Source organism: Sphingomonas sp. (assembly GCF_017304635.1).
Classification (GTDB): domain Bacteria; phylum Pseudomonadota; class Alphaproteobacteria; order Sphingomonadales; family Sphingomonadaceae; genus Sphingomonas.
The window spans coordinates 64,456-83,658 of record NZ_JAFKMA010000004.1 but is presented as its reverse complement, the minus strand read 5'-3'; the positions used below and the strand labels follow the sequence as shown (position 1 = coordinate 83,658).

18 protein-coding genes and 1 pseudogene are annotated in these 19,203 nt (G+C 70.5%); 11 read left to right on the top strand and 8 right to left on the bottom strand.

What is annotated here, in order from left to right:
* Positions 1–2: 2 nt before the first annotated feature.
* The 3 genes from thrC to J0I47_RS12125 are packed head-to-tail and all read left to right on the top strand — an operon-like array spanning position 3 to position 2,673.
* Complete coding sequence (thrC, locus tag J0I47_RS12135; RefSeq protein WP_294047531.1) at positions 3–1,403, top strand: threonine synthase; 1,401 nt, start codon at positions 3–5, stop codon at positions 1,401–1,403.
* Entirely contained in the window at positions 1,400–2,275 is an 876-nt protein-coding gene (locus tag J0I47_RS12130) for a class I SAM-dependent methyltransferase (RefSeq protein ID WP_294047243.1), read from the top strand. Before thrC ends, J0I47_RS12130 begins: the two co-directional genes overlap by 4 nt.
* The gene (locus J0I47_RS12125; RefSeq protein ID WP_294047242.1) at positions 2,272–2,673 is read left to right on the top strand and encodes a hypothetical protein; all 402 of its coding nucleotides are present in this window, start codon (positions 2,272–2,274) and stop codon (positions 2,671–2,673) included. Before J0I47_RS12130 ends, J0I47_RS12125 begins: the two co-directional genes overlap by 4 nt.
* Positions 2,674–2,686: 13 nt before the next feature.
* Here the strand turns inward: J0I47_RS12125 and J0I47_RS12120 are convergent, their stop codons facing one another.
* The 3 genes from J0I47_RS12120 to J0I47_RS12110 form a co-directional block, all read right to left on the bottom strand.
* The gene (locus J0I47_RS12120) at positions 2,687–3,322 is read right to left on the bottom strand and encodes a heme exporter protein CcmB (RefSeq protein WP_294047530.1); all 636 of its coding nucleotides are present in this window, start codon (positions 3,320–3,322) and stop codon (positions 2,687–2,689) included.
* On the bottom strand, positions 3,322–3,948 hold the full coding sequence (gene ccmA / locus J0I47_RS12115; protein WP_294047241.1) for a heme ABC exporter ATP-binding protein CcmA: 627 nt from the start codon (positions 3,946–3,948) through the stop codon (positions 3,322–3,324). The genes J0I47_RS12120 and ccmA overlap by 1 nt, the downstream gene beginning before the upstream one ends.
* Positions 3,949–4,096: 148 nt before the next feature.
* Positions 4,097–4,492 carry a metallopeptidase family protein gene (locus J0I47_RS12110; protein WP_294047240.1) on the bottom strand — a complete coding sequence of 132 codons (396 nt, stop codon included), beginning with the start codon at positions 4,490–4,492 and terminating at the stop codon, positions 4,097–4,099.
* Between the two features lie 90 nt (positions 4,493–4,582).
* Here J0I47_RS12110 and J0I47_RS12105 point away from each other — a divergent pair, with 90 nt between their 5' ends.
* Entirely contained in the window at positions 4,583–4,873 is a 291-nt protein-coding gene (locus tag J0I47_RS12105; RefSeq protein WP_294047239.1) for a 4a-hydroxytetrahydrobiopterin dehydratase, read from the top strand.
* 99 nt (positions 4,874–4,972) lie between these two features.
* On the opposite strand, the gene J0I47_RS12100 is transcribed toward J0I47_RS12105, so the two are convergent.
* The gene (locus tag J0I47_RS12100) at positions 4,973–5,809 is read right to left on the bottom strand and encodes an SDR family oxidoreductase (protein WP_294047238.1); all 837 of its coding nucleotides are present in this window, start codon (positions 5,807–5,809) and stop codon (positions 4,973–4,975) included.
* A gap of 11 nt (positions 5,810–5,820) precedes the next feature.
* Between J0I47_RS12100 and J0I47_RS12095 the strand changes: the two are divergent.
* Positions 5,821–6,603: pseudogene (locus J0I47_RS12095) on the top strand (ATP-binding cassette domain-containing protein); the annotation flags it as partial.
* Between the two features lie 116 nt (positions 6,604–6,719).
* Positions 6,720–8,261, top strand: coding sequence for an ABC transporter permease/substrate-binding protein (locus J0I47_RS12090; protein ID WP_294047237.1), 1,542 nt, complete (start codon positions 6,720–6,722; stop codon positions 8,259–8,261).
* 115 nt (positions 8,262–8,376) lie between these two features.
* On the opposite strand, the gene J0I47_RS12085 is transcribed toward J0I47_RS12090, so the two are convergent.
* Entirely contained in the window at positions 8,377–11,076 is a 2,700-nt protein-coding gene (locus tag J0I47_RS12085; protein ID WP_294047236.1) for a TonB-dependent receptor, read from the bottom strand.
* 89 nt (positions 11,077–11,165) lie between these two features.
* Here J0I47_RS12085 and J0I47_RS12080 point away from each other — a divergent pair, with 89 nt between their 5' ends.
* The gene (locus J0I47_RS12080; protein WP_294047235.1) at positions 11,166–11,666 is read left to right on the top strand and encodes a 2Fe-2S iron-sulfur cluster-binding protein; all 501 of its coding nucleotides are present in this window, start codon (positions 11,166–11,168) and stop codon (positions 11,664–11,666) included.
* On the top strand, positions 11,663–12,637 hold the full coding sequence (locus tag J0I47_RS12075) for a xanthine dehydrogenase family protein subunit M (protein ID WP_294047234.1): 975 nt from the start codon (positions 11,663–11,665) through the stop codon (positions 12,635–12,637). The genes J0I47_RS12080 and J0I47_RS12075 overlap by 4 nt, the downstream gene beginning before the upstream one ends.
* Before the next feature lie 39 nt (positions 12,638–12,676).
* Here the strand turns inward: J0I47_RS12075 and J0I47_RS12070 are convergent, their stop codons facing one another.
* A complete protein-coding gene (locus J0I47_RS12070; RefSeq protein WP_294047233.1) occupies positions 12,677–14,062 on the bottom strand; it encodes an RNB domain-containing ribonuclease in 1,386 nt (461 codons plus the stop codon).
* A 167-nt stretch (positions 14,063–14,229) separates the two neighbouring features.
* Here J0I47_RS12070 and J0I47_RS12065 point away from each other — a divergent pair, with 167 nt between their 5' ends.
* Positions 14,230–15,171: a cation diffusion facilitator family transporter gene (locus J0I47_RS12065; protein ID WP_294047232.1), complete on the top strand. Its 942-nt coding sequence runs from the start codon at positions 14,230–14,232 to the stop codon at positions 15,169–15,171.
* A 49-nt stretch (positions 15,172–15,220) separates the two neighbouring features.
* Here the strand turns inward: J0I47_RS12065 and J0I47_RS12060 are convergent, their stop codons facing one another.
* Positions 15,221–15,730, bottom strand: a complete 510-nt coding sequence (locus tag J0I47_RS12060) for a DUF2141 domain-containing protein (RefSeq protein ID WP_294047231.1) — start codon at positions 15,728–15,730, stop codon at positions 15,221–15,223.
* A gap of 98 nt (positions 15,731–15,828) precedes the next feature.
* Positions 15,829–17,280 carry a hypothetical protein gene (locus J0I47_RS12055; protein WP_294047230.1) on the bottom strand — a complete coding sequence of 484 codons (1,452 nt, stop codon included), beginning with the start codon at positions 17,278–17,280 and terminating at the stop codon, positions 15,829–15,831.
* A gap of 291 nt (positions 17,281–17,571) precedes the next feature.
* On the opposite strand from J0I47_RS12055, the gene J0I47_RS12050 reads away from it, so the two are divergent.
* Both J0I47_RS12050 and J0I47_RS12045 read left to right on the top strand, forming a co-directional pair.
* Positions 17,572–18,402, top strand: a complete 831-nt coding sequence (locus J0I47_RS12050) for a glycosyltransferase family A protein (RefSeq protein WP_294047229.1) — start codon at positions 17,572–17,574, stop codon at positions 18,400–18,402.
* The gene (locus tag J0I47_RS12045; protein ID WP_294047228.1) at positions 18,377–19,180 is read left to right on the top strand and encodes a ChbG/HpnK family deacetylase; all 804 of its coding nucleotides are present in this window, start codon (positions 18,377–18,379) and stop codon (positions 19,178–19,180) included. Before J0I47_RS12050 ends, J0I47_RS12045 begins: the two co-directional genes overlap by 26 nt.
* The last annotated feature ends 23 nt before the right edge of the window (positions 19,181–19,203 follow it).

Sequence of the window (19,203 nt, the reverse complement as noted above, 5' to 3'; positions counted from 1 at the left end):
CGATGCGTTACCAGAGCACGCGGGGAACCGCGCCGATCCTCGATTTCCGCGACGCGACGCTGGCCGGGCTGGCGAGCGACGGCGGGCTGTACGTGCCGGAGACGTGGCCGACCCTGTCGCGGGCGGCGATCGCGGACATGGCGGGATTGTCGTACGTCGAGACTGCGGTGCGCGTGATGCTGCCGTTCGTCGGCGACGCGCTGGGCGAGGACGAGCTGCGCGCGCTGTGCACACAGGCGTACGGCCGGTTCTCGCACGATGCCGTCACGCCGCTGGTCCAGCTCGACCGGCGGCAATGGCTGCTCGAACTGTTCCACGGCCCGACGCTGGCGTTCAAGGACGTCGCGCTGCAACTGCTCGGGCTGCTGTTCGAACGGTTCCTGACCGGCGCCGACCGCCCGCTGACGGTGATCGGCGCGACCAGCGGCGACACCGGCTCGGCGGCGATCGACGCGCTGGCCGGGCGTGAGCGCGTCGAGATCTTCATGCTCCATCCCCGGGGGCGGGTGTCCGACGTCCAGCGCCGCCAGATGACCACGGTGCTGGCTCCCAACGTCCACAACATCGCGATCGAGGGCGATTTCGACGACGCGCAGGGCCTGGTGAAGGCGATGTTCAACGCGCAGGCGGCGGGCGACGGGCCGCTCGGGCATTTGCGGCTGTCGGCGGTCAACTCGATCAACTGGGCGCGGCTGATGGCGCAGGTGGTCTATTATTTCTACGCGGCGGTGCGCCTCGGCGCGCCAGACCGCGCGGTCGCCTTCTCGGTCCCGACCGGCAATTTCGGCGACGTGTTCGCCGGCTATGTCGCGAGCCGGATGGGCCTCCCGGTCGCGCGGCTGATCGTCGCGACCAACGTCAACGACATCCTCGCGCGGGCGCTGGCGACCGGCGACTATTCGGCGCGCGCGGTGGTGGCGACGCCGACGCCGTCGATGGACATCCAGGTCAGCTCGAACTTCGAACGCCTGCTGTTCGACCTGGGTGGCCGCGACGGGCAGGCGATCGCCGCGCAGATGGCGGGGTTCGAATCGGCCAAGGCGATGCAGCTGACCAATGCCCAGCGGGAGGGCGCGAGCGCGCTGTTCACCGGCACCCGCGTCGACCTCGACGATATGGCGCTGGCGATGCGCTGGGCGTGCGAGCGGGCGGGGCAGGTCATCGATCCCCACACCGCGATCGGCCTCGCCGCGGCCCGCGCCGGCGACCTCGACGTGCCGGTGGTCACGCTCGCGACCGCGCATCCGGCGAAGTTCCGCGACGCGGTCGAGCGCGCGACCGGCGTGCGCCCGGCGCTGCCCAGCCGCGTCGGCGACCTGTTCGAGCGCGAGGAACGCTACGAGACGCTGCCCGCGACCTTTGACGCGGTCGCCGGCTACGTCGCCGTCACCGCGGCGCGATGACGCTCGCCACGCTGATCGGCGAGCCCTGGCCCGATTACGGGCTGGTCGACAGCGGGCATGGCCGCAAGCTCGAACGCTACGGCCGCTTCCGCTTCATCCGGCCCGAGCCGCAGGCGATGTGGGCGCCCGCCAGCCTCGACTGGAAGGCCGATGGCGAGTTCATCCCCGGTTCCGACGAGGAAGGCGGTGGACGCTGGCAGTTCACGGGGCAAATCCCGCGCGACGGCTGGCCGATGCGGTGGGACGACGTCGCCTTCACCGCGCAGACCACGCCGTTCCGCCACCTCGGCTTCTTCCCCGACATGGCGCCGGTATGGAGCTGGATGCGCGAGCGGCTCGACGGCGTGGACGAGGCGGAGGCGCTCAACCTGTTCGGCTATACCGGCGTCGGCACGCTGGCGCTGGCGGCGCGCGGCGTGAAGATGGTCCATGTCGACGCGTCGAAGAAGTCGGTCGAGGCGGCGCGGGCGAATGCGCGGCTGGCCGGGCTCGACGACAGGCCGGTGCGCTGGATGGTCGACGACGCCACCAAGTTCGCCGCGCGCGAGGTGCGGCGCGGGCGCCGCTACGACGGCATCCTGCTCGACCCGCCCAAGTTCGGGCGCGGGCCGGAGGGCGAGGTGTGGCGGCTGGAGGAGGGGCTGCCCGGCCTGATCCACGATTGCCGGCAGTTGCTCGACGAGCGGTCGCGGTTCCTGTTCCTGACCGTCTATGCCGTGCGGATGTCGGCGCTGGCGATCCGCGAGCTGCTCGCGCAGGCGTTCGCCGATCTGCCCGGCACGGTCGAGGCCGGCGAACTCGCGGTGCGCGAGGAAGCGCGCGGCCTGCTCCTCCCGACGGCGATCTGGGCGCGGTGGAGCATCGGATTATGAAGTACGTGCTCGCGCTATTGGCGATGATCCCGCTGCCAGCCTCTGCACAGGCGCGATCTTATGTCGAAGGACAAGTCTGGGCGTACAAAACTCGACCCGGCGACGATGGGTCGCTGCTAAAGATTCAGAAGATCGAGACGGACAAACGCGGCCGGCCAATCTATCATATCTCGGTCATCGGTTTTCACTTGTCGGACCCCCATTACGCACCGATCTTGCCGCACGAACCAGTGTCGCAGCAAAGTCTGGACGAGAGCGTGACCGAGCTCAAGGCCGATCCCGGCACGTTTCCATCGGCGGATAGCGGCATCGCGGAGTGGCGCAGCGCGAATGGCGGCGTCTACACGATCTCGATCGCCAAGACGATCGACGTGCTGGACCAAACGCTGCGCAAGTAATTTTTCCCAGTACCTACTCCAGGCCCGCGCGGATCGCGGCGCCGGCGACGAACGGCGCGCCGGCGACGAGGAGGAGGCTGGTCGCGGCGAGGAGCTTGAGCGCGCCGCTGCCGCCGTCGAGGCTGCCGGCGCCGAAGATCAATAGCGGGATCGCGAGCGGCAGCACCAAGAGCCCGGCAATCGCGCCGGCGCCGCGCAGGCTGGCGGTCAGCGCCGCCGTGACCAGCGCCAGCGCCGCCAGCCCGGGCGTGCCGATCAGCAGGCCGAGCTCGATCCGCGCCAATGCCTCCCCCGACAGGCCGAGCAGCGCGCTGGCCGGGAGAGCGGCGGCAAGCAGCGGCGGGGCGAAGGCGAGCCAGTGGGCGGCGAGCTTGGCGGCGGCGATCGTCGCGGGCGGGACCCCGCGCGCGATTAGCTGATCGAGCACCCCGCTCGCGCGGTCGGGCGCGACCAGCCGCTCGATCGGGATCAGCGCGGCGAGCAGGGCGGCGGCCCAGAGCACGCCGCCGCCGATCCGCGCGAGCAACCGCGCGTCCGGGCCGACCGCGAAGGGAAACAGGATCGTCACCAGCAGGAAGAACGCGACCGGCAACAGCGCGCCGCCGCCCAGCCACGCGCGGCGCAGGTCGCGGCGGATCAGCGCGGCGATCATAAGTGGGCGCCCTCCGCCGATCCGGGTGAAATGTTGGATGGTCGGACCGGCAAAGTTGGATCGGCGAGCGCGATACTGTGCGCGGAAGGTAGCGCCAACGGCGTGTGGCTGGCGACGAGCACCGCGCCGCCCGTCGAACGGTGGCGGGCGATGGCGTTCTCGAGCAGCGCGAGGGCGGCGGCGTCGAGCCCGTTGGCAGGTTCGTCGAGCAGCCACAACGGCGCGCCGCTCGCGACGACCCGCGCGATCGCGGCGCGGCGGCGCTGGCCGGTCGAGAGCAAGCGGACGGGGATGGCGGCGAGGTCGGTGAGGGCCAGCGATGTCAGCGCGTCGGCGATGGCGTCACGGCGACCATCGAGTTCCGCCCAGAAACCGAGCGTCCGGCCGAGCGGCAGGTCGTCGTCGAGCGCGGCCTGCTCGGTCAGCAGCGCCCGGTCGGTCGCGGCCTCGACGCGGCCGGCGGCGGGGGTCAGCAGGCCGGCGGCGAGGCGGATCAGGCTCGACTTGCCGACGCCGTTGGCGCCGGTGACGAGCAGGGCGTCGCCGGGCGCGAGCGCGAAGGACAGGTCCGCGAACAGCATCCGCCCGCCGCGGACGCAGGTGACGGCGGCGAAGGTCAGCATGCGCGCACCCCCCGACCGTCACCCCCGCGATGGCGGGGGCCCATCTCCCGCGCCGTCCACCAACACGCCGATCGTGACTGAGGCTTGTCGCAGGGGATGGGTCCCCGCCTGCGCGGGGATGACGTTGGTGAAGGCAGCGGCACTTGCCTCACTCCGCCTCCAGCCGGTGCATGTCATCGTCGCTGAGCCCGAAATGATGTCCGACCTCGTGGATCACGATGTGCCGCACCAGCGTCGCCAAATCCTCGCCGTCCGCCACCCATTCGTCGAGGATCGCGCGGCGATAGAGGTGGATGCGATCGGGCGGCGTGCCCGAATCGAACGCCGATTTCTCCCCGATCGGGCGGCCGTGATAGAGGCCGGTGAGCTCGAACGGATCGTCGATGCCGAGCGCGGCGAGCGTCTCGTCGTCGGCAAGCTCCTCGACGATCAGCACGACGTCGCCGAGGTGCCGCGCGAACGCCGCGGGCAGCGACGCCAGCGTCGCGCGCGCGTGTCCCTCGATGTCCGCCGCGCTCGGCGCGCGTCGCTCTTGCCCGCTCATGGTCCTCCGCATAGGCTTTCGGTGGGTTTCGGCATAGCCGAAACCCGGCGGCACCAGCCCGCTCCACCCGGTGGCGAAAGGAAACGCGCGATGGTCGATCAGCTGAGCGAGGAGGAACGCGCCGCGGCGCTCGACGAGCTCGACGATTGGGACTTCGACGAGGGGCGCGACGCGATCGGCCGCTCGTTCACCTTCGCCGATTTCTCCGAAGCGTTCGCGTTCATGACGCGCGTCGCCTTGCTGGCGGAAAAGGCCGACCACCATCCCGAATGGTCGAACGTGTGGAACCGCGTCGATATCACTCTCACGACGCACGACGCCGGCGGCCTGTCGCACCGCGACGTCGCGATGGCCGAGGCGATCGACGCTTTGGTCGATTGACGGCGGCACCGGCCCGCTCCCCCACCCGACCACCCACAGGATAGAATGTCTGGGTGGTCGGGTGGGGGAGCGGGCCGGTGCCGCGCCTTGCCGACGCAATCATTGCGGCGCCGCGATCCCCCGCCGCATCTGCTTGCGGATCTGTTTCGGCAGCCAGCGCGCGGCGAATTTCAGGCGGTGGGCGGTCTTGCCGACATACGTGTGGACCGCATCACCGTGCACCGCCGCCCAGGCCGCGTCGGCGACGTCGGCGGCGCTGGTCAGTTCGAGGCCGGCGCCGGTCACCACTTCGCGGATGTTGTGGTTGCTGCCCTCGACCGCGCCGTCGAGCAGCGGCGTGTCGATGAAGCCGGGGACGAGGTCGCGCACCTTGATCCCGTCCGCGAACCATTCGCCGTCGAGCCCCTCGGTCAGCGCGCGCACCCCGAACTTGGTCGCCGAATAGACCACCAGCCCCGACGTGCCGTAGATCGCCGACGCGCTGGCGGTGTTGAGCAAGCACGAGCCCGGTGTCTTCGCCAGATAGGCATGGCCGATCTTCGCGCCGTTCAGCACGCCCATCAGGTTGATCGCGACGACCCGGTCCATGTCGTCGAAGCTCATCTGTGCGATCGGGCCGCCGGTGCCGATCCCGGCATTGTTGAACAGGACATCGAGCCGGCCGCCGGTCTTCGCGGTGAAAGCGTCGAGATTGGCGCGCCACGCGTCGCGATCGCGGACGTCCATGACATAGGTGTCGGCCATGCCGGCGGGCAGCGTCGCGGCGGTCTCGGCCAAGCCGGCGGCGTTGACGTCGGCGAGCCCGACGCGCCAGCCCTCGCGCGCGAAGCGCTGCGCGACGGCGCGGCCGATCCCCGATCCGCCCCCGGTGATGAAGATCGCCTTGGTCGTCATGCCGCTCTCCATGCCCTTGTCGTGCGACGCATCATCCCGCATCGTCGCGCCGGATGCCAGAGTCTTCGCGAGCCCCCGGTCCTTTGGTCACGCTGACCAGCGTGACCAAGACCTATCCCGGCGGGACGGTCGCGGTCGACGGCGTGTCGCTGGACGTGGCGGGGGGCAGCTTCGTCGCTTTGGTCGGCGCGTCGGGATCGGGCAAGTCGACCCTGCTCAAGACGATCAACCGCCTGATCGATCCCAGCGCGGGCAGCATCGCGATCGACGGCGCGGACGTGACCGCGGACGATCCGTTCCGGCTGCGGCGGCGGATCGGCTACGTGTTCCAGAATGTCGGGCTGTTCCCGCACCTGACCGTCGCCGAGAATGTCGCGATCGGGCTGCGGCTGGCGGGGGAGGCGGGGCAGGCGGCGCGAGTCGCCGAATTGCTGGCGCTGGTCGATCTGCCGGGCGAGCTCGCGACGCGGATGCCCGATGCGCTGTCGGGTGGCCAGCGCCAGCGCGTCGGCGTCGCCCGCGCGCTGGCGACCGAGCCGCGGCTGCTGCTGATGGACGAGCCGTTCGGCGCGCTCGACCCGGTCACGCGCGACCAGCTCGGTCGCCGCGTGCGCGAGCTCCACGACCGGCTGCGGCTGACGACGATCATGGTGACGCACGACATGGCGGAGGCGCTGATCCTGGCCGACCGCGTGCTGGTGATGGAGCGCGGCCGGATCGTCGCCGATGCCGCGCCGGCCGCGCTGCTGGCGGGCGAGGGCGGCGTGGCGGCGCAGGCGCTGGTCGCGGTCCCGCGCGACCAGATGCGGCGGTTGCAGGCGCTGGCAGCCGATGCCAGCCGTCACCCCCGCGAAAGCGGCGGCCCATCTCCCGACCGTTCCGCCCAGCCCGACCCTCAGGAGATGGGTCCCCGCCTTCGCGGGGATGACGACGGTGGGGAGGGGAACGCGTCGTGACCGACTTCCTCGATGCCCTGTCCCGTGCCCCGGACCTGCTCGCACAACATCTGTTGCTCGCGTTCGCCGCGCTGGCGCTGGGGATCGTCGTTAGCCTGCCGCTCGCGGTGGTGTCGGCGCGGGTGCCGGTGGTGGGACGAGTCGCGCTCGGGCTCGCCAGCCTGATCCAGACGATCCCCAGCCTCGCGCTGCTCGCTCTGTTCTACCCGCTGCTGCTGTCGCTGTCGGCGCTGGTCGGGGGCGGCATCCCGGCGCTCGGCTTCCTGCCGTCGCTGCTCGCGCTGACGCTTTATGCGGTGCTGCCGATCCTGCGCAACGGCGTCACCGGGCTCGCCGGGATCGACCCCGCGGTGATCGAGGCGGCCGACGGCGTCGGCATGACGCGCGGGCAGAAGCTGCGGCTGGTCGAGGCGCCGCTGGTCGCGCCGGTCGTCATGGCCGGCATCCGCACGGCCGCCGTGTGGACGATCGGTGCCGCGACGTTGTCGACCACGGTCGGCCAGCCGAGCCTCGGCGACATGATCTTCGCCGGATTGCAGACACAGAACTGGGCGCTGGTGCTCGCCGGATGCTTCGCCGCCGCCACGCTGGCGCTGGCGGTCGATGCCCTGCTCGGCGTGATCGAGCGCGGCATCGCGCGGCGTAAGCGCGCACGCGTGTGGCTGGCGCTCGGTGTGCTGGCGGCCGGGGTCGCGGTGGCGCTGGCGCCGATGCTTCGGCCACTGGTCGCGGGCGAGCGCGCGACGGTGACGGTCGGCGCCAAGGGCTTTTCGGAGCAATATATCCTCGCCCGGCTGATCGGGCACCGGCTGGAGGCGGCGGGGTATCGCGTGCGGTACAAGGAGGGGCTCGGCTCGGGCGTGCTGTTCGCGGCGCTGGCGGCGCGCGATGTCGACGTCGCGGTCGATTATTCGGGCACGGTCTGGGCGAACGAGATGAAGCGGACCGACACTCCGCCGCGCGACGCGATGCTCGCCGCGCTGACGCGGTGGGAGGCGGGGAAGGGGCTGACCCTGCTCGGGCGGCTGGGGTTCGAGAATGCCTATGCCTTCGCGATGCGGCACGATCGGGCGACCGCGCTGGGGATCGCCACGCTCGACGATCTGGCGGCGAAGGCCGGAGACCTGAAGTTCGGCGCCGACCTCGAATTCCTGGAGCGGCCCGAATGGCGCGCGGTACGCGACGCCTATGCGATCCGCTTCGGCAGCGCGAACGCCTACAATCCGACCTTCATGTACCGCGCGCTGGCGAGCGGGCAGGCCGACGTGATCTCCGCCTTCTCGTCGGACGGGCGGATCGCGGCGGACCGGCTGACGGTGCTGCGCGATCCCAAGGGGGCGATCCCCAATTACGACGCGATCCTGACGATCGCGAAGGAGCGCAGCGGCGACGCGCGGTTCGTGACGGCGCTGCGCCCACTGATCGGTCGCGTTCCGGTCGAGGCGATGCGCGAGGCGAACTACATGGTCGATCGCGATGTGGGGAAGGTCAGCCCCGACGCGGCGGCGCGGTGGCTGGAGAAGCGGGTGGGGCTTTGACGACGACACGATCTCGCGCCGCGGCATAGCCGCGTCGTCGAACGGCGCGATGGCGCCGCCGGCCGGGTCGGCGCGTCGATCGGAATAGCGTGCGCTATTCCGGCGCGCGCTCGATCTAGAAAATGAGCTTCCGGATACTCAGGCTCACCGTCCGGCCCAGCGGGTCGAGATAGTCGGGCTGGTAGCTGACCGGCGTCGCGCCGGTCGCGTCGCGGACGCGCTGGCGGCTGTCGAACACGTTGCTGATGTTGAGCGACACGCGCATCCCCGCCGCCCATTTGTGCTTCGCCAGGAAGTCGATCCGGCTGGACGGATCGAAGAACAGCCGCAGGTTGAGCGTGGTCAGGCTCGAGAAGTTGAGCGTGGTCGGCGCGCCGATCGTGCCGCCGTCGACATGCGTGCCGCTCTGGAAATTGACCGAGGCGCGCGCACCGATGCCGTTGTTGATGTAACCGGCCTGCCCCTCGACCTCGTGGCGCGGCTGGCCGCCCGATCCGATCGCGCCGCCGTTGAGCAGGTCGATGGTCGGGCCGCCCGGCGCGACCAGCACGCGGTCGGTGAAGTGCCACGTGTGATAGATCGCGAATTGCAGCCGCCCGCCGCCGCGCCCGCCGAAGCCGCCGCGACCACCGCCGCCGCCCGGCCCGCCGAAGCCGCGTCCGCCACCCGGCGGACCGCCCGCGGCCCCGCCCGGCGGTGGCGGCGTCGCGCCGTTGGCCGCCGGCGGCGTACCGCCCGGAGCGCCCTGGCCGGACTGCCCCGGCTGGCCGTTCTGGCCGCCTTGGCCACCCTGCCCGCCCTGACGATTGCCGCCCGGCCCGCCGAACCCTTGCGCGACGGTGCCGCCGAAGATGCTCTGCTGGCTGCCGAGACTCCGCAGCCCGGCGAGATTGGTGAACGGATTGGGCCCCTTGCCCGCGCGGAACGCCTCGATCTCCTTCTGGACCTTCGACTTGAGCGGCTTGGAGAAATTGATCCCCCAGCGCAGCTCGGACCGCTCGGTCCGCGCGAAGTTGATCGGCCGCGCGTCGATCGCGGTCAGGTTGCCGTCGCCGTCGCGGGTGAAGCGGCCGGGGAACGCCGCCTCGATCTGCGCGGTCGCGGTCGGGAACGAGACGATCGCATTCTCGGTATGCGCGCTGACATAGTTCGCCGTCAGCGTCAGGTCGGTGTCCTTCAGCGGCTTGATCGTCAGCCCCAGCTTCATCGTGTGCTGGCGGTCGGCGATCAGGTTGCGGTTGCCGCCGCTGGTCTGGGTGACGTTGACCGTGGTCCCTTTCAGGAAATCGAACACCGGCACGTTGGGCGTGACGATCACCGGATTGCCGAGCTGCGCGGCGGTCGGCGCGTCGTCCTGGTCGGTGACCGACGCCAGGAACCGCACGCCCTCGATCGGCGACCAGTTGGCGCCGTAGCCGATCGTCTTCAGCGTGCCGAAATCCGACAGATGATCGAGCGCGACGTTGCCGTTGACCGACAGGTCGCCGAGGAACGCGAGCACGTCCTTGCCGCGGCTGGCGATCGGCACGTCGACATTGACCTGCCCGTTGACGATGTTGCGCGTGACGGTGCCGCTCTGCGCGATCCCGAAGCGATAGGACGAGCTGTCGAGGCTGGACAGCGATCCGCCGACGCGGAAGCTGGTCGCGATGTCGCCCGCGGGCAGCTTGAACAGCGTGCCGTTGACCAGCGCGTCGACCTCGCCGGTGTTCGAGCTCGAATTGCCGCGGCTCGACGGCAGGACGACGCCCGCCGACGAATTGCCGGTGTCGGTGAAGGTCTTCGAATCGACTCGGTCGTAATTGCCGGTCAGCGACCAGCGCCACGTGCCGACGTCGCCGCCGGCGGTCCCGCCGAGATGATAGGTCAGCGACTGGTTGTGCTGGCCGAGCGGCTCGCCGGTGCCGCCCAGCTGCAATCCCTGGGCGCTGTTCGAATCGGTATAGGCGAACGTGCCGTTGAGCGTCGTCGTCACCTTGCCGATCGGCTGCGACAGCACCGCGCCCAGGTTGAGCGTCTGGGTGCCGGGCAGCAGCGTGCGGTACGGCCGCTGGTCGATCGTCGGGGTGCCGGTCGTCGTACTGGTCACCGGCAGGATGTCGCGCTGGCTTTCGTACAGCGCCGGGCTCGACGTATAGCCGGTGTGGAGGCTGAAGCGGCCGTCATTGTGCAGGTTGAGCACGTCGACGGTGCCGTTGGGCGTGTTGCGCCCGCCCTCGGTCGCCAGCTTGTCCGATCCTTCCAGCACGAGCGAGCGGAAGCGGCGGCGAAGCACGAAGTTCACCACCTTCTGATCGGCGCGATAGCCGTATTTGAGCGCGACTTCCTCGGGCAGGATGTCGACGCGCGCGATCGCTTCCGTCGGCAAGTCGCGGATTTCCGAGAAGCCCGAAATGCGGCGACCGTTGAGCAGGATCACCGGCGGGCCGCCGCTGCCGCGCCCGCTCGTCGTCTGCGGGCTGAGCTCGTTGAGCAGGTCGGACACGCTGCTGACGCCGTACGAGCGGATGTCGCTCGGCCCGAGCGACTGTTCCGGCGGGATGTCGCCGATCGCCGAGCCGGGCGGCTTGCGCGAGCCGACGACGACGACGTCGGGCTCGTCGTCGTCGGACGACTGCGCCGACGCGGCCTGCTGCTGTTGCTGGGCCGGCGTCGCGGTCTGGGTGGGAGTGGTTGCCGTCGGCGCGGTCGCGGTCGCCGGCTCGGCCTGTTGCGGGGCGGGCGTGGTCGGCTGGACCGGCGCCGGTGCGGTCTGCGCATGCGCCGCCACGGGCGCGATGCCGGACAACAGGGTGAGACGAAGCGATCGGCGCATGGTTAGGCTTTCGTGTTGGCGCTACTGGTCGGCTGGGGGTGGAGCCCCTACAATCGATTTGTCGCAAAATTGTGCCGGGCGGAGAGGCGATGCGGATCACCATAAACGGGACGACGTATGAACGGGACGTTGATGTCCGGACGACCCTGCTCGATTACCTGCGCGAGCATTGCGGGCTGACCGGCGCCAAGAAAGGCTGCGACCACGGCCAGTGCGGCGCGTGCACGGTGCTGGTCGAGGGGCGGCGGATCAACGCCTGCCTGACGCTCGCCGCGATGCACGAGGGCGACGCGGTAACGACGATCGAGGGGCTGGGCACGCCGGAGCGGCTGCACCCGTTGCAGGCGGCGTTCGTCGCGCATGACGGGTTCCAGTGCGGCTATTGCACGCCCGGCCAGATCTGTTCGGCGGCCGGGATGCTCGACGAAGCGGCGCGAGGCTGGGCGAGCCATGTCAGCGACGACCTCGACACGGTCACGCTGACGCCGGCGGAGATTCGCGAGCGGATGAGCGGCAACCTGTGCCGCTGCGCCGCCTATCCCACGATCGTCGCGGCGATCGCCGACGTGGCGGGGGTGGAGGTCGCATGAGGCCGTTCGATTTCGCGCGCGCGGCCGATCTCGACGCCGCGCTGGCAGCGGGGGCGGCGGGTGCCCGCTACATCGCCGGGGGCACCAACCTGATCGACCTGATGAAGTTGCAGGTCGAGACGCCGGCTCGGCTGGTCGATATCGGGCGGATCGGGCTCGACGGCGTCGAGGAGACGGCGGCGGGCGGCGTGCGGATCGGCGCGCTGGTGCCCAACAGCGACCTCGCCGCGCATCCGATGATCCGGTCGCGCTATCCGATGCTGGCGCGCGCGATCCTGGCCGGCGCGTCGGCGCAGTTGCGGAACAAGGCGACCACCGGCGGCAATCTGCTCCAGCGGACGCGGTGCTATTATTTCTACGAGACCGCCGCCGCCTGCAACAAGCGCGCGCCCGGCAGCGGGTGCGCGGCGATCGGCGGGGTGACGCGGATCCACGCGATCCTGGGCGGGTCGGCGCAATGCATCGCGACGCATCCGTCGGACATGGCGGTGGCGCTGCTCGCGCTCGACGCGACGGTGGTGACGGCGCGCTGCGGCGGCGCGGGCCGGCGGATTGCGCTCGGCGAGCTCCATCGCCTGCCTGGCGACACGCCGGCGATCGAAACGGTGCTCGAGCCCGGCGAGTTGATCGTCGCGGTCGAGCTGCCCGCGCCACCGCCCGGCCGGCAGGCGTACCGCAAGGTTCGCGACCGTGCGTCCTATGCCTTTGCCTTGGTGTCGGTCGCGGCGGCGGTGGCGGTCGAGGACGGCGTCATGACGTCGGCGCGCCTCGCCTTCGGCGGCCTCGCGCCCAAGCCGTGGCGCGATCCGGCGGTCGAGGCGGCCTTGGTCGGCCAGCCAGCCGGCACCGCCGCCTTCGAAGCCGCCGCCGCAGCACTCCTCGCCGATGCGAAGGGCCAGGGCGGCAACGACTTCAAGATCCCGCTGGTACGCCGCACCCTGATCGCGACGTTACGCGACCTGACGAGCTGAACCGTCATTCCCGCTTTCGCGGAAATGACGGCGCGTCGGTTAGTTGATCCGCTCGAACTTCAGCGTGCGCTGCACCGGATCGATTGCGTCGAGGCGGACGCGCAAGGGGTCGCCTGGCGCGACGCCGTGGGCGTCGACGCGCGCGACGACGGGCTGGTCGCGGAGCTGGATGCGCGCGCCATGCTCGTCGAGGTCGGTGACGATCGCGGCGAAGATCGTGCCCTCCTGCCCCTTCAGCAGCACGGTCTCGGCTAGATCGATCACCGCGCGGTCGATCCGCCCGGCCAGCGCATCGGCGCGCGCCATCACCGCGGGCAGCCTGGCGAAGGCATCGGTGACGACCCCCGGCACCGCCTGGCCGTTCGCCACCGCCAGCGCCGCGCGCACGACGTAGCGGTCGGCGAGCCGGCGTAACGGCGCGCTGGCATGGGCATAGGTCGCCGCCATCGCCGAATGCCATGGCGTCACGCCCGGCCGGTAGGGGGCGTAGCTCGCGCCCTCGCCCGCGCGCCGGATCGCGAGCATGAACGCTGCCTGGCGCGGATCGTGCGCGTCGAGCGTCTTCTCGTAATCTGCCAGCGATTGCGCCGCCGGCCAGTCTAGCCCGAACGCGGTCGCGGTATGGCGCAGCCGCGCGACCGCCCCCGCATCGGGCTCGGCCATCACCCGGAACAGCCCGGTATGCGCGGCAAACAGCGCATCGGCGACGGCCATGTTGCTGGCCAGCGACAGCGCGGCATTGGCCTGTTCGGACGGCGAATACGGGCGGAACGACAGGCCGTAGCCGCCACCGTCGGCGGCATCGACTTCCTGCGACGGCGGATCGACGCGCGCCGCGCCGCGCGCATCCTCGGCGGCGGCGATGCGGCGGGACAATTCGGCGAAGCCGGGCGGCAATTGCGCCTCGGTCGCGCTTTCATAGGCGAGCTTGGCCGTGCTGCGGACGATCGCGCGCTCGGCGCCGTCGAGCTTGACCGCGCCATCGGGCGCGACGCGCACCGCGAACACCACGGCGGGGCGCGGGCCGTCGGGCAACAGGCTCGCCGCGCCCTGGCTCAGCGCCGCGGGATAGAGCGGGGCCTTGCCGTCCGGGAGGTACAGCGTCTCGCCCCGCGCCCACGCCTCGACGTCGAGCGGCCCGCCATCGTCGACGAACCAGGCGACGTCGGCGATCGCGTAGTGGAGCAGCAGGTCGTTGCCCGCGGCCTGAATCGCGAACGCCTGGTCGAGGTCGGTCGAACTCGCTGGGTCGAGCGTCACGAACGGCATCGCGGTGCGGTCGACATGCGCGGTGGGCTGGCGTTTGGCGGCGTCGTCGGCGGCGGCGAGGACGGCGGGCGGGAAGGTGTCGGGCACCTTGAACTGCGTGCGGATCGCGGCGAGCCCGCGGCCGAGCGCATTGTCGGGGTCGAGCATCGCTTTCATGCCGTGCCGCTACACCGCCGCGCGCGTTCGAGCCACGCCGAAAGTGTCGCCGGATGTTGATGTCGCCGTCATTGCTTCGCTTCGCTCGCAATGACGGACGAGCATCCGTCACGCCAGCGACGATTCCCGCTTGCCTTGCCGAGGCTTAAGCAGGCACGGCATCGCCCATGAAGACCGAAAGCACGCGTGTCCTGCTGATCGCGCTCGCCGCCAATGTCGGTATCGCGGTGGCGAAGTTCGTCGCCGCGGCGATCACCGGATCGTCGGCGATGCTGACGGAAGGGGTGCACAGCCTGGTCGATTCGACCAACCAGCTGCTGCTGCTCTATGGCCAGAAGCGCGCGGCGAAGCCGGCCGATGCCCGCCACCCCGGCGGCTATGGCCGCGAACTGTATTTCTGGAGTTTCGTCGTCGCGCTGCTGGTGTTCGCGCTGGGGGCAGGCGTGTCGGTGTACGAAGGCATCGTCCACCTGCTCGAGCCCGAACCGGCGGTGTCGCCGCTGATCGCCTATGGCGTGCTGGCGGTGGCGTTCCTGCTCGAGGGCGGATCGACCGTCGCGGCGTTCCGCGAGTTCGACGCGGCGCGCAAGGGCAAGAGTTGGTGGCGCGCGCTGACCGACACCAAGGATGCGGCGACGGTGATCGTGCTGCTGGAAAACGGCGCGGCGATGGCCGGCATCCTGGTCGCCGCGATCGGGCTGGCGGCGTCGCAACTGACCGGCGACCCGCATTTCGACGGCATCGCGTCGATCCTGATCGGCCTGCTGCTCGGGTTCGTCGCGATCTTCCTGGCGCGCGAGGCGAAGGGGTTGCTGATCGGCGAGGCGGCCGACCCGGCGCTGGTCGCGGGCATCCGCCGCGCCGCGACCCGCGATGGCGTGATGGGAGTCGGCGAGATCATGACGATCCACAACGCCCCGACCCAGATCGTCGCCGCGCTCAACGTCGATTTCGACAACCGGCTGTCGGCGGGCGATGTCGAGCGGATCGTCGGCGAAATCGAAGCGGCGGTCCGTGCCGACTTCCCCGCGGTCAACCGCGTCTATGTCCGCCCGCACGAGGATGCCGGCGTGAAGTTCGGCGAGGGACGGGGGTTGATGCGTTCCTGAGCTGATTCAGCGGGGCTGAATCAACCGCTATCCGCGCCAGCGGGTCAGATCACAGCGGCGAGAAGCCGAACCCGTTCATGTACTGCATCTTGATGTTGAGCGTGGTCAGGCCGTTGCCGGCATCGACCGTCGCCTTGTCCAGCGTCGGCTTGCGCATGCCGAGCGACTTGTTGGTCGGGACGCCCGCGCCGTCGGACCAGATCGAGAACTTGTCCTTGCCGACGCGGTTGTGGCGCAGCACCAGCGCGTAGCGGCCCGGATGTGGCACGCGGACGCAGATCGAGGTCGCGCCAACCGCCGGGATGAAGCCGCGGGTGCGGCGGAAGGTCTTGTGCTCGGCCATCAGGCTGGTGTCGTCGCGCAGGAAATCGGTGTCGTTGGCCGGATAGAGCTCCAGCCAGATCTCGCCCTTGCGATCCTTCAGCCCCAGGATGTTGACCTGGATCGCGGGACCCTGGCCGGTGCGGCACGCCTGGGCATCCTGGCCGATCGTCTCGGCCGACAGCGGCGTCGCGATCAGCACGCTGAAGAACAGGAGGAGGAAAGCGGGAAACTTCATCGGGTCGACCTGTCGCAAGGGTTAACGGTTCGTCAACCAACAGACGACACCGGGCGGGGCGACCCGCACCGGAAACGGGGTAAAAAAATGCAAGGGGCTCAGCGGCGCCGATAAACCAATAGGCGATCGCCCTCGCGCGGGGCGGACAGGATCAGGCGGTAGTCGCGGGCCAGCGCCGTCGCGACGATCGCCTCGCTCGCCTGGTTCCACGGCGCGAGCGGGTGGTCCATCGTCACCACCACCGGCGGCCGCCTGGCCATGATCCGCGCGACCTCGGCCGCTTCGTCGATCCCGGTCGCGCCGCGCTCAGGCTCGTAGGCGAGCGTCGAGGGGAAGGCGTAGGCGGTCGGCAGGCAGGCGTGCGCGAGGTGGTAGAGGATCGAATCGCCGGCGAAGACATAGGGGCAGGCGCCATGGTCGTTCGCCGCCATCGCCGCGGCGACGGCATAGGCCGAGCGGCGCTCGTCGGTCTCGGTCGCGACGTGGAAACCGAACAGGATCAGGCCGACCGCGACCACGCCGGCCAGCGCCGCGCGCCAGCGGCCCATCACCGGCGCCGCGATCATCGTCAGCGGCACCATCAGCGGCAAGGCGTAATGGTCGAAGAACGCGCCGATCATGACGAACGCGACCAGGGCGGCGGCGAGCCAGCCGAACGCGATCCGCTTCTCTGGCGTCCAGGGCAGCGCGCGCCAGGCGACGACGGTGCAGACGATATAGGGCGACAATTGCGTCGTCGTCCCCGCCAGCCGCGCTGCGATCTTGGCCGCGGGATAGCCCTTGCGCAGCGAGATCGAGGTGAAGTTGGAGAACCAGAACGCGTCGAACACCGCCGGCCCGCGCCGCCAGTAATCGGCGACGATGATCGCGGTCGGCAGGATCGCCAGCGCTATCCAGAGGAGCGCGGCCGCGACGATCGTCGCCCAGCCGCTCTCGGCGCGGCGCAGGTACCAGAGGTGCACGAGACCGAAGAATGCGCCCTCGACCACCGGCGTGTATTTGGTCTGGATTGCCAGCCCCGCGAGCAGGCACGCCGCGGCTCCGTTCACGACGATCGCGCGCCTTTCGCGCCGCTCGGCCAGCGCCGGCAACCGCAAGGTCAGCACGGCCGCGCCGGCGGTGAACAGGTTGTAGAAGACCGGCGATTGCCCGCCGCGCCCGCTCAGCAGCGACAGCCACAGGATATAGGCTATGCCCGCCGCCAGCGCGCCGCCCGGGCTCGCCCCCAGTCGCCGCCCGCCGGCCGCGACCAGCGTCGCGGTGGCGGCGGCGAACATCGTCGCGACCAGCTGGTACGCCAGGATACCGTCGCCCGGCAGCAGGCGGATCGCCGCGAAGATCGCGAACAGCCCGACCGGCTTCCTGTCCCACACATCGACATAGGGCACCGCGCCGTGAAGCATGCGGTCGCCGACCAGCAGGTAATATTGCTCGTCGACATGGACCAGCGGATTGCCGAAGTCGCGCGCCCGGATCGCGATCGCGACGACCAGCAACAGCACGAACAGCGCTGCGCCCCGCCGCGCCGCGGCCCATCGCCCGATCCTCACCGCCCCGCTCGTCACGCTTCGCCGCTTACGCCACACGGCGCGCCCCGCATTAAGGAAAAAGCAGGCAACATAAATTTTTCTTCAACCATTGGTGCGGGTGGTCCGACATGGTGTCGTCATTCGATCGGGGCACTGATGTCGGTGTCGGAAACGGTCGAGCGATGGGGGGACTGCGGGAGGGCAGCCATCAGCTTCCGGTTTCGGCACCGACACTTTCGCTGACGTAAAGTAATAACGGACGTTTCGATGTATCTCGATCTCGATCAGGCGCGTGGTTCCGATTTCCGCCTGATGACCGTCCGTCCCACCGCCGCCACCTGGTCGGTGCTGGTCCCGTTCTTCAACGAGGCCGATTTCCTCGGCGCGACGATCGCCAGCCTGGCGGCGCAGTCGGTCGCGTTCCGGCTGATTCTGGTCGACAACGGCTCGACCGACGGCAGCGCGACGATCGCGCGCGACGCGGCCGAGCGGCACGGCCTCGACTACCTGCTCATCACCGAACGGACCCCGGGCAAGGTCGCGGCACTCCGCGCCGGGCTCGGCTGGGTGCGGTCGACCTATGTCGCGACCTGCGACGCCGACACGCTCTATCCGCCGCACTATCTCGCCGCCGCCGAGGCGCTGCTCGTCGATCCGGGCTGCGTCGTGGCGGGCGCCTATTTCGTCGCGCCGGGCGCCGACGAGGCGACGCGTGCCGCGAAAGCGCGCTCGTTCCTCGCCGGTGCCCGCATCCTGTCGCGGCAATGCCATGCCGGCGGCGCGGGCCAGGCGTTCCGCACCGCGGCGTTGCGCGCGGCGGGCGGGTTCGACGGCGACCGCTGGTCGTACGTGCTGGAGGATCACGAGGTCATCAACCGCACGATGAGGCACGGCGCGATGCGTTATGCCGCCGACCTGTGGTGCACGCCGAGCCCGCGGCCGCGCAATCGCGCGTCGATCCGCTGGACCGGGTTCGAGCGGCTGATGTATGCGGCGAGCGCGCCCTTTGCCGGGGACTGGTTCTTCTACACCTTCCTCGCGCGGCGACTGGCGAAGCGGCGGCTGTCGAGCGACCGCATCCGCGAGCGGCCGTTCCAGGGCGCGGAAGGGACCGCGTTTGCCACGACTTATCCTGTGCGCTGACGATTTCGGCTATTCGCCCGAGATCAGCGCGACGATCGCCGGGCTCGCCCGGACCGGGAAACTCAACGCGACGAGCTGCATGGCGCTGATGCCCGGCTGGGCGACCGATGCCGCCCTGCTCGCGGACCTGCCGGACACTGTGCAGGTCGGGTTGCACCTGACGCTGACCGGGGAACGCCCGCTGACGCCGATGCCGCGCCTCGCGCCCGACGGCGTGCTGCCGGCGATCGATCCGCTCGGCCGGATGGCGGCGCGCGGGCGCGTACCGCTCGACGAGGTGGCGGCGGAGGTCGCCGCGCAGTTCGACGCCTTCGTCGCGGCCCGCGGCAAGGCACCCGACTTCGTCGACGGCCACCAGCATTCGCACGCGCTGCCCGGCATCCGCGCGATCGTCCTGGCGGAGACCGCGCGCCGCGCGCCCCATGCCTGGGTGCGCGATTGCAGCGAGCGGCTGTCGGCGATGCTGGCGCGCCCGTTCTTCGGCAAGGCGATCGCCAGCGCGTGGCACTGTCGGGGCCTGCGCGCCGATGCCGCGACGCACGGCCTGGCCTGCAACGACAGCTTCGCCGGGCATTACGATTTCCGCAGCGACTGGCGCGCGCTGTTCCCCAAGTTCCTCCGCCGCCCGCGCGATTTCCACCTCGTCATGTGCCATCCCGGCGCCGGCCGCTTGCCCGGCGACGGCATCACCGCCGCGCGCCCGCGCGAGGCGGAGGCCTTGCGCGATTGGTCGATCGCGGACATGGCTGGCGCCGAAGGTCTGGCCTTTCCGGCTTGATCCGCCGCCAGAGAGGAGCGATC

Bases quoted from the DNA above. Each gene is read 5' to 3' on its own strand.
- ccmA (WP_294047241.1), bottom strand. From the start codon at position 3,948: ATGCTGACCTTCGCCGCCGTCACCTGCGTCCGCGGCGGGCGGATGCTG.
- J0I47_RS12110 (WP_294047240.1), bottom strand. From the start codon at position 4,492: ATGAGCGGGCAAGAGCGACGCGCGCCGAGCGCGGCGGACATCGAGGGA.
- J0I47_RS12125 (WP_294047242.1), top strand. From the start codon at position 2,272: ATGAAGTACGTGCTCGCGCTATTGGCGATGATCCCGCTGCCAGCCTCT.
- J0I47_RS12070 (WP_294047233.1), bottom strand. From the start codon at position 14,062: ATGAAAGCGATGCTCGACCCCGACAATGCGCTCGGCCGCGGGCTCGCC.
- J0I47_RS12085 (WP_294047236.1), bottom strand. From the start codon at position 11,076: ATGCGCCGATCGCTTCGTCTCACCCTGTTGTCCGGCATCGCGCCCGTG.
- J0I47_RS12075 (WP_294047234.1), top strand. From the start codon at position 11,663: ATGAGGCCGTTCGATTTCGCGCGCGCGGCCGATCTCGACGCCGCGCTG.
- J0I47_RS12100 (WP_294047238.1), bottom strand. From the start codon at position 5,809: ATGCGGGATGATGCGTCGCACGACAAGGGCATGGAGAGCGGCATGACG.
- J0I47_RS12130 (WP_294047243.1), top strand. From the start codon at position 1,400: ATGACGCTCGCCACGCTGATCGGCGAGCCCTGGCCCGATTACGGGCTG.
- J0I47_RS12080 (WP_294047235.1), top strand. From the start codon at position 11,166: ATGCGGATCACCATAAACGGGACGACGTATGAACGGGACGTTGATGTC.
- J0I47_RS12065 (WP_294047232.1), top strand. From the start codon at position 14,230: ATGAAGACCGAAAGCACGCGTGTCCTGCTGATCGCGCTCGCCGCCAAT.
- J0I47_RS12105 (WP_294047239.1), top strand. From the start codon at position 4,583: ATGGTCGATCAGCTGAGCGAGGAGGAACGCGCCGCGGCGCTCGACGAG.
- J0I47_RS12060 (WP_294047231.1), bottom strand. From the start codon at position 15,730: ATGAAGTTTCCCGCTTTCCTCCTCCTGTTCTTCAGCGTGCTGATCGCG.
- thrC (WP_294047531.1), top strand. From the start codon at position 3: ATGCGTTACCAGAGCACGCGGGGAACCGCGCCGATCCTCGATTTCCGC.
- J0I47_RS12050 (WP_294047229.1), top strand. From the start codon at position 17,572: ATGACCGTCCGTCCCACCGCCGCCACCTGGTCGGTGCTGGTCCCGTTC.